Consider the following 8230-nt stretch of genomic DNA (forward strand, 5'->3'; position numbering starts at 1 on the left):
GAAGATCAAGGAGGCTGCGGCAGTGCAGTTCGAACAGGGGCGTGATGCAGGCAAGCACGGCTGCATCTATCTCTTCGTGGTGACCAACTCCAGCGATGAAGGCATGGGCGATGGCACCGTCAACACCTACCGGATGCTCGATTCTCTGGGGCGCGCCGAAACCATCATCGGGGTGGCGAAGCTGGAGCGCGAGGATATCCGTCAGGCTGAGCTGAAGGCACAGCACAAGGAAGCGGTTGCGCAGCAGCGGCAGGCGAACGAAGCGATCCGCGGTGCGCACGAGTTCCAGCAGCATGTCGACAATGAAGCGGTCCGGAACATGCTGACCAAGGCGCAAGACAGGCTTGAGCAGTCGAAACGGCGACAGGCCGAACTGCAGGCCCAGATGAAGGAGCCGCCGAAGGTCGTCGTGCCGGTGGAGATACCCGGGCTGAAGGTTCATATCTGCACGCTGGTGGCGCCAGACTCGCCGCCGGGCCAGTGGCAGGACGTCTATATCCACTCGAAGCTGATGATCGTCGACGACGTGTTCACGACGTTGGGGTCGGCCAATATCAACACGCGCAGCATGGCAGCCGACAGCGAACTGAATATCTGCCACGAGCACGCCGCTTCAACGCAGCCGCTGCGCCGGCGGTTGTGGGGAATCCATACGAAAGGGTTGGGGGCGCAGGATGATCCGGCGAAGGCGTTTGAGGCTTGGGCGGAGATCATTTCGCGGAATGCGGATCGGCAGGAGGCGGGGAAGGAATCTCCCTATGCATCACTGATCCAGTTCCGCCGCGACGATCCAACGCGAACAATCCGGGATTGAACCTTGCGCACTTCACTAGCTCTATTACTGGCGGTTACATCGTTGGTCGCCTGTACCGAGGAAAAACCGATGCGAACTGTTCCCGATCTGGCCACCGTGCGCGCCAATCTGGCCTTTACCTGTGCCCACGAGGCCGATCATCTGCCGCCGTTGGACCCTGAGGCCGATGCGCTGTTCAAGTATGCTCGTCATCTGCAGAAGCTTCAGGGTCCGAAGGACTTCGACGAGGTGGCCCGCTATTACCGGATAGCGGCCGCGCATGGTCACTACAAGGCCAATCGCAATCTGCAACTACTGGTGTCGCAGGGCCAGGTGTCATCGCCGCTGCCGCAGAAGGAGAGCATCGAGCTGGCGAGCCAGTTGATTGATGCGGGGATACCGTCCGGCTACTACGATATCGGCTTCTACCTGAACATTGGCTACGGACTGAAGCAGGACAAGGAGATGGCACTGCGCTACTTCCGCAAGGCGGCGGACTTGGGTAGCGCGGAGGCGCAGTTCTACGTCGGCAATCAACTTGCTCCTTGGGACAGAGCTCCAGACGTTGCCAGAGAGATGCGCCAATGTGCCACTGAGCAAGGCCACGGGGAAGCGGCTGCGCGATTGGGGGTCAATCGGTCTGGACAGAAGCACTTCCCCGAAGCGGTGAAGGCATTCCAGATAGGCGTGGCAGCGGGCAACTCGATGTCTGCCTCATTGCTCGAGAAAGGCTTCAATGGACCTCCACAGGCGAACGAACTCCACTACCTTGCGCTGCCATACGACCCGGAGCGCTCGCGGCGCTACGAGTTGATCTGGAAATTCCTGATCCGCAACGAAGGACGCAACCCCAAGGTCCCGGACATCGACCAGATCGTCCCGCTGCCCCCCGCCAAGCTCCCGCCGTGGGACGGCACGTTCCAATGGGAGAAGGAGCAGGCAGAGGCGGTGCCGCCAGAGAAGCCGTCCGACGAACTGATCGATCGATTGTGCCGGGACAAGGGTCTCGACCCCGCCACGGGTCTGGCACTGCCACCACCGCCCAAGGCGGCGCTGGGCACATGCGTGAACACCGGCGAGCGTTGTCCGGAGTCGGGCCTCTGGCGGGTTCTAGGGGAGAGTGGCGCTCCATACCCCGACGCCCCCTTATATTTCAGCAAGGGCAACACGATGCCCGTGTATATCTTCGCGCGGCCGCGCCTGTTCGCGCTGCTTGACCGCTGGCTGGGCCCGGATTGGGTGAGTTTTTCCGTGCAGTGGCAACTGGTTGGGTATGGCGATGCGTAGCGTGCGTAGAGGTGTTGGGATAGGCCTTCTGGCCGGATTTTCCTTGACCGCCTGTACCGAGGAAAAGCCGATGCGAACCGTTCGAACCGTTCCTGATTTGGCTACTGTCCGGGCCAATCTGGCTTTCACCTGTGTCTATGAGGCCAACCATCTGCCACCACTAGACCCCGAAGCCGACGGGCTGTTCCTGTACGCCCGCTACCTGCAGAAGCGCCAGAGCCAAAACGACTACGACGAGGTGGCCCGCTATTACCGGATAGCGGCCGCGCATGGTCACTACAAGGCCAATCGCAATCTGCAACTACTGGTGTCGCAGGGCCAGGCATCATCGCCGCTGCCGCAGAAGGAGAGCATCGAGCTGGCAAGCCAGTTGATTGATGCGGGCATACCGTCTGGCTACTACGATATCGGCTTCTACCTGAACATTGGCTATGGACTGAAGCAGAACAAGGAGATGGCGCTGCGCTATTTCCGCAAGGCGGCAGATCTGGGAAGCGCGGAAGCGCAGTTCTACGTTGGCAACCTGCTCGCTCCGCTGGACAAGGCTCCCGATATTGCCAAGCAGATGCGGCAATGCGCCGTTGAGCAAGGACACGGCGAGGCAGCGAGCACTTTAGGTATCGATATGAAGATCGATGGTCTCTATCCGGAAGCGCTGAGAACGTTCCAGGAGGGTGTGATGGCGGGTAACTCGATGTCGGCGTACGCATTGAATGACGGCTTCAACGGCCCGCTTCCATCGAACAAACTCGACTATCTCGCACTCCCCTACGACCCCGAACGCTCACAGCGCTACAAGGCAATCTGGAAATTCCTGATCCGCAACGAAGGCCGCAACCCCAAGGTCCCGGACATCGACCAGATCGTCCCGCTGCCCCCCGCCAAGCTCCCGCCGTGGGACGGCACGTTTCAATGGGAGAAGGAGCAGGCCGCAGAGGTGTCACCAGAGAAGCCTTCTGACGAACTGATCAATAGATTGTGCCGGGACAAGGGCCTCGACCCTGCGACCGGCCTGGCGCTGCCACCACCGCCCAAGGCGGCGCTGGGCACATGCGTGAACACCGGCGAGCGTTGTCCGGAGTCGGGCCTTTGGCGGGTTCTAGGGGAGAGTGGCGCTCCATACCCCGACGCCCCCTTATATTTCAGCAAGGACAGCACAATGCCCGTGTAATCTTCGCGCGGCCGCGCCTGTTCGCGCTGCTTGACCGCTGGCTGGGCCCGGATTGGGTGAGTTTTCCCGTGCAGTGGCAACCGGTGGGGCATGGCGATGCGTAATGTGCGTAGAGGTGTTGCGCTATGCCTTCTGGTCGGATTTTCCTTGAAGCGTGCTGTCACGCAAGTGAAGCGGCCCGATGGGGAAATCTGACCATCGGGCAACGCGGTGCCATCCCATGCATGAGTGACCCAATGAGCGAGATAACAGGAAGCGCCAGAAATCCCCATTACCCCCTCTGCACCGGCAAATAAGCCCCCGTGCGATGCAACTGCCCCTCCGTCTGTTCCAGCGCCCGGATCGCGCCCTTGCCTTTCTTTGCCAGCAGGTGCTCGACCAGCGCCTCCACCATCGCCACGCCGCTGGTGATCGAAGGGAAGAACGACGGGCTGTCGATCGCGAACAGCAGTGTGCAGTCGGCTTGCAGGGCGATTGGCGCCACCGTGCTGTCGGTCAGTGCGATCACCTTGCAGCCGGCCTCGCGCGCGGCGGTGGCCACGCGCAGGCTTTCCTGCGAATAGGGCGCGAAGCCGGCTACCAGCACCGCGTCCTTCGCGTTCAGTGCGCGCAGTTCCATCTCAAGCGTGCCGGCGTCGCCGCGAATCAGGCGCACCGAACTGCGGAACAGCCCGTAGATGTAGTGGAACGAAAACGCGATCGGAAAGCATGAGCGGAAGCCCGCCACATGGACCATTGGCGCCGCGGCAAGCAGTTCGCCCGCGTGCGGCAGCGTATCGGCGTTGCTGGCCAGCAGCGCGTCGAGGTTGTGATGCTGCACCTCGATCATCTCCGAGAACATGCGGCTCGACCCACTTTCCCTGACCACCTTGCGGGCGCGCCGGGCGTAGGGCTGGTTTTCGCCGTCGCGCACGGCCTCGACGAACAGTTCGCGCAGCCCTTGCCAGCCTTCGAACCCCAACGCCTGCGACAGCCGCACCAGCGTAGCGGGCTGCACGCCGGCGCTGGCGGCCACCTTGCGCATCGACTGGATCGCGATATCGCGCGGATGATCGAGCAGGTAGCGGGCGCCGCTCTGGAACTGCGCGCTCAGGTTCGGGAAATCGGCGCGAAGTTGCGCCAGCAGCGCATCGAGCGACTGGGGCGGCTTGGGCGTGGAGGTGGGCATGTGGGGCTCTGGATCTGCGTAATGCAACGATTGTTGCACAGCTTGATACGGCGCAGGCGCGGATGTGCTGGGAACCGAGTCTCGGGTCTAGGTATCGTATGTTTCTTTTCGCGCATATAATGAAACACTTGTTGCGTGACGCGGACGTTGTTCCTATACTCACACCTGTTTCCGCGCAGACCCGCATCTCACCATGACGCACGTATTCCACCGCAATCCCAAGCAAACCTTGCCGGTCGCCGTTGGCGGCCAGGGTATCGAGCTGATCGACAGCAACGGCCGGCGCTACCTCGACGCATCGGGCGGCGCGGCGGTTTCCTGTCTTGGCCACGGCCATCCGCGCGTGATCGAGGCGATCAAGGCGCAGGTGGACACCATCGCCTACGCACACACGTCGTTCTTCACGACCGAGGTTTCCGAAACGCTGGCCCAGACGCTGGCCGACGCGGCGCCCGGCGATCTCAATCACGTCTACTTCGTATCGGGCGGCTCCGAAGCCGTGGAAGCCGCGCTGAAGCTGGCGCGCCAGTACTTCGTGGAGATCGGCCAGACGCAGCGCCGCCACTTCATCGCGCGTCGCCAGAGCTACCACGGCAATACGCTCGGCGCGCTGGCGATTGGCGGCAATGCGTGGCGCCGCGAGCCGTTCCTGCCGCTGCTGGTGCCGGCGCACCATGTGTCGCCGTGCTATGCCTATCGTGATCAGGCCGCCGGTGAATCGGACCAGCAGTACGCGCAACGTCTGGCCGATGAGCTGGAAGCCAAGATCCTTGAACTCGGTCCCGACTCGGTGGCAGGCTTTGTTGCGGAGACCGTGGTCGGTGCCACGGCTGGCGCAGTGCCGCCGGTGGCCGATTATCTGAAGCGCATTCGCGCCGTGTGCGACAAGTACGGCGTGCTGCTGATCCTGGACGAGGTGATGTCCGGCATGGGCCGCACGGGCTATCTGTTCGCGTGTGAAGAGGACGGGGTGGTGCCCGATATCGTGACGATCGCCAAGGGCCTTGGCGCCGGGTATCAGCCGATTGGCGCGATGCTGTCGACCTCGCGCATCTATGACGCGATCATCGGTGGCAGCGGCTTCTTCCAGCACGGCCATACCTATATCGGCCATGCAACGGCCTGCGCAGCGGCGCTGGCCGTGCAACGAACGATCGCCGAAGAGAACCTGCTTGAGAACGTGCTGGCGCGCGGCGAGCAGTTGCGCGCGCGCCTGCGCGAGTCGCTTGGCGACCATCCGAACCTTGGCGACGTGCGTGGCCGCGGCCTGTTCGTCGGTGTGGAATTCGTGGCCGATCGCGCCACCAAGGCCACGCTCGATCCCGCGAAGAAGACCCATGCGGTGCTCAAGCGCACGTGCATGGAGCACGGCGTGCTGGTCTATCCGATGGGCGGCACCGTCGACGGCATCCACGGTGACCATGTGCTGTTCGCACCGCCGTTCATCTGCACGCCCACCGATATCGACAATATCGTCGATCGCTTCACGCAGGCCGTGAAGACCGTACTGCCGGCCTGAGGAGCAACGCGATGTCGAACCAGACTGCTGCCGATACGCTGCGCCGCCCGTTTGCACTGGCGGTAGCCCCGAACGGCGCGCGCAAGACCCACGCCGATCACGCGCGCCTGCCGATCACCCCCGACGAACTGGCCCAGTGCGCGCGTGAATGCGTGGACGCTGGCGCGGCCATGATTCATCTGCACGTGCGCCGCGCCGATGCCACGCATAGCCTGGAAGTCGGCGACTATGAACCGGCCATTGCGGCGGTGCGCAAAGCCGTGGGCCCGGCGCTGGTGCTGCAGCTCACCACCGAAGCGGTCGGCATCTACCAGCCCGCGCAGCAGATGGCCATGGTGCGTGCACTGCGCCCGGAAGCCGCCTCGGTAGCCGTGCGCGAACTTGTGCCCGATGCCGCCGCGCTGCCGGCCGCCGCGGACTTCTTTCAGTGGATGCACCGTGAACATGTGGTGGCGCAGTACATCCTTTACGACGCGGAAGACGTGCGCCGCTATGCGGCCCTGCGCGGAAGCGGCGCGATTCCGGCTGGCCGGCACTGGGTGCTGTTCGTGCTGGGCCGCTACTCGGCCGGGCAGAAGTCGTCGCCAGCGGATTTGATTCCTTTCCTGGCCGCGTGGCATGAGATGGGGCTGGACCAGTCCGGCATCGAATGGGCGGTCTGCGCGTTCGGCAAGCAAGAGGCCGATTGCGCTGCCACGGCGGTGATGCTCGGCGGCCATGCGCGCATCGGGTTCGAGAACAACATGACGCTGCCAGATGGCGTCACGGCGCCCGATAACGCGGCGCTGCTGCGTGCGGTGCGCACGCCGCTTGCCGGGCTCGGCTATGCCTCGATGACGGCCGACGCGCTGCGCGAGCGCTTTTCCGATTAAGGGCCGGCTGACTGAAGGCCATCTGACTGCTGCGGCACGGCGGGCCGGATTCCGGTACGCTAGGCGCTTCATCATTCCGCCGAAGGAGTGCCGATGTCGACCAGCCCGTCCCGCCAGTCTTTCCTGACCGAAGCGCCACCACGGGCGCGCGATGTCGTGCACGCATTGCGCGCGTCGCGTATCCGCGAAGTCGCCAATGCCGGCCTCGGCCTGCCGGACGTGCTGCCGTTCTGGTTCGGGGAATCGGACCAGGTCACGCCGCCGTTCATTCGCGATGCCGCCAGCCGCGCGCTGGCCAACGGCGCCACGTTCTACAACCACAACCTTGGCATCGCGCCGCTGCGTGAGGCGATTGCCGCGTACGCCACCCGCCTGCACGGCGCCACATCGGTCGATCACGTCGCCGTGACCAGTGCCGGTGTCAATGCATTGATGCTGGCCGCACAGCTTGTCATCGGTCCCGGAGATCGCGTGGTGGCCGTGACGCCGCTGTGGCCCAACCTTGTCGAGATCCCGCGCATCCTTGGTGCAACCGTGGAAACGGTGACGCTCGACTATGGCGCCAATGGCTGGACGCTAGACGTCGACAAGCTGCTGGCCGCGCTGACGCCGGGCACGCGCGCCGTGACGATCAATTCGCCGAACAACCCCACTGGCTGGGTCATGCCGCGCGCGGCGCAGCGGGCAGTGCTCGAGCACTGCCGCCGCCATGGCATCTGGATCATTGCCGACGAAGTCTATGAGCGGCTTTACTACGGCAACGAGGGGTCGGTCGCGCCGTCGTTCCTCGATATCGCCAGCCGCGAGGAGCGGGTCATCGCGGTCAATTCGTTTTCGAAGGCGTGGCTGATGACGGGCTGGCGGCTCGGCTGGATGGTGGTGCCGTCGCTGGTCATGGCTGATCTCGGCAAGCTTATCGAATACAACACGTCCTGCGCGCCGTCATTCGTGCAGGAGGCAGGGGTGGTGGCCGTGCGTGAGGGCGAGTCGTTCACGCAGGACCTGGTGCGGCGGTTGCGTACGGCGCGAGACCATCTGGTTGACGCACTGTCGGCGCTGCCCGGGATCGATGCGCACGCGCCAGACGGGGCGATGTACGTGTTCTTCAGGCTGGCGGGCGCCACGGACAGTCTCGACCTTTGCAAGCGTCTTGTGCGTGAGGCCCACCTCGGCCTGGCGCCGGGCAGTGCGTTCGGCGACGAGGGCGAGGGCTTCGTGCGCTGGTGCTATGCGTGCGATACGGCGCGTCTAGATGAGGGTGTGAAGCGGTTGCGCGGGTATCTGGGGCGGTAGCCATTGATACGCCTTGCCCTCTCCCCCGGCCCCTCTCCCGCCGTGCGGGAGAGGGGAGCAAACCATCAGCGTTTGATATGCCCTTGGTGTTCTCCCCTCTCCCGCTTGCGGGAGAGCAACCGTGTCA

The 8230-nt window shown here is 63.9% G+C and carries 6 protein-coding genes and 1 pseudogene; 6 read left to right on the forward strand and 1 reads right to left on the reverse strand.

Annotated features, from left to right (window positions below; all coding sequences use genetic code 11):
* Nucleotides 1-22: 22 nt before the first annotated feature.
* The 3 genes and pseudogenes from B552_RS0100920 (at nucleotide 23) to B552_RS0100930 (ending at nucleotide 3355) form a co-directional block, all read left to right on the forward strand.
* A complete protein-coding gene (locus B552_RS0100920; RefSeq protein ID WP_237718137.1) occupies nucleotides 23-814 on the forward strand; it encodes a phospholipase D-like domain-containing protein in 792 nt (263 codons plus the stop codon).
* A 69-nt stretch (nucleotides 815-883) separates the two neighbouring features.
* Entirely contained in the window at nucleotides 884-2080 is a 1197-nt protein-coding gene (locus B552_RS0100925; RefSeq protein ID WP_019447109.1) for a sel1 repeat family protein, read from the forward strand.
* Between the two features lie 70 nt (nucleotides 2081-2150).
* A pseudogene (locus tag B552_RS0100930) lies at nucleotides 2151-3355 on the forward strand (sel1 repeat family protein).
* A gap of 167 nt (nucleotides 3356-3522) precedes the next feature.
* Here the strand turns inward: B552_RS0100930 and B552_RS0100935 are convergent.
* The gene (locus tag B552_RS0100935; protein ID WP_019447111.1) at nucleotides 3523-4419 is read right to left on the reverse strand and encodes a MurR/RpiR family transcriptional regulator; all 897 of its coding nucleotides are present in this window, start codon (nucleotides 4417-4419) and stop codon (nucleotides 3523-3525) included.
* Nucleotides 4420-4612: 193 nt separating this feature from the next.
* Here B552_RS0100935 and B552_RS0100940 point away from each other — a divergent pair, with 193 nt between their 5' ends.
* From B552_RS0100940 to B552_RS0100950, 3 genes are all read left to right on the forward strand, one after another.
* Entirely contained in the window at nucleotides 4613-5938 is a 1326-nt protein-coding gene (locus B552_RS0100940) for an aspartate aminotransferase family protein (RefSeq protein WP_019447112.1), read from the forward strand.
* Between the two features lie 38 nt (nucleotides 5939-5976).
* Entirely contained in the window at nucleotides 5977-6810 is an 834-nt protein-coding gene (locus tag B552_RS0100945; RefSeq protein ID WP_237718138.1) for a 3-keto-5-aminohexanoate cleavage protein, read from the forward strand.
* A 93-nt stretch (nucleotides 6811-6903) separates the two neighbouring features.
* On the forward strand, nucleotides 6904-8103 hold the full coding sequence (locus B552_RS0100950) for a pyridoxal phosphate-dependent aminotransferase (RefSeq protein WP_019447114.1): 1200 nt from the start codon (nucleotides 6904-6906) through the stop codon (nucleotides 8101-8103).
* The last annotated feature ends 127 nt before the right edge of the window (nucleotides 8104-8230 follow it).

It is taken from the genome of Cupriavidus sp. BIS7, from assembly GCF_000292345.1.
Lineage (GTDB): Bacteria > Pseudomonadota > Gammaproteobacteria > Burkholderiales > Burkholderiaceae > Cupriavidus.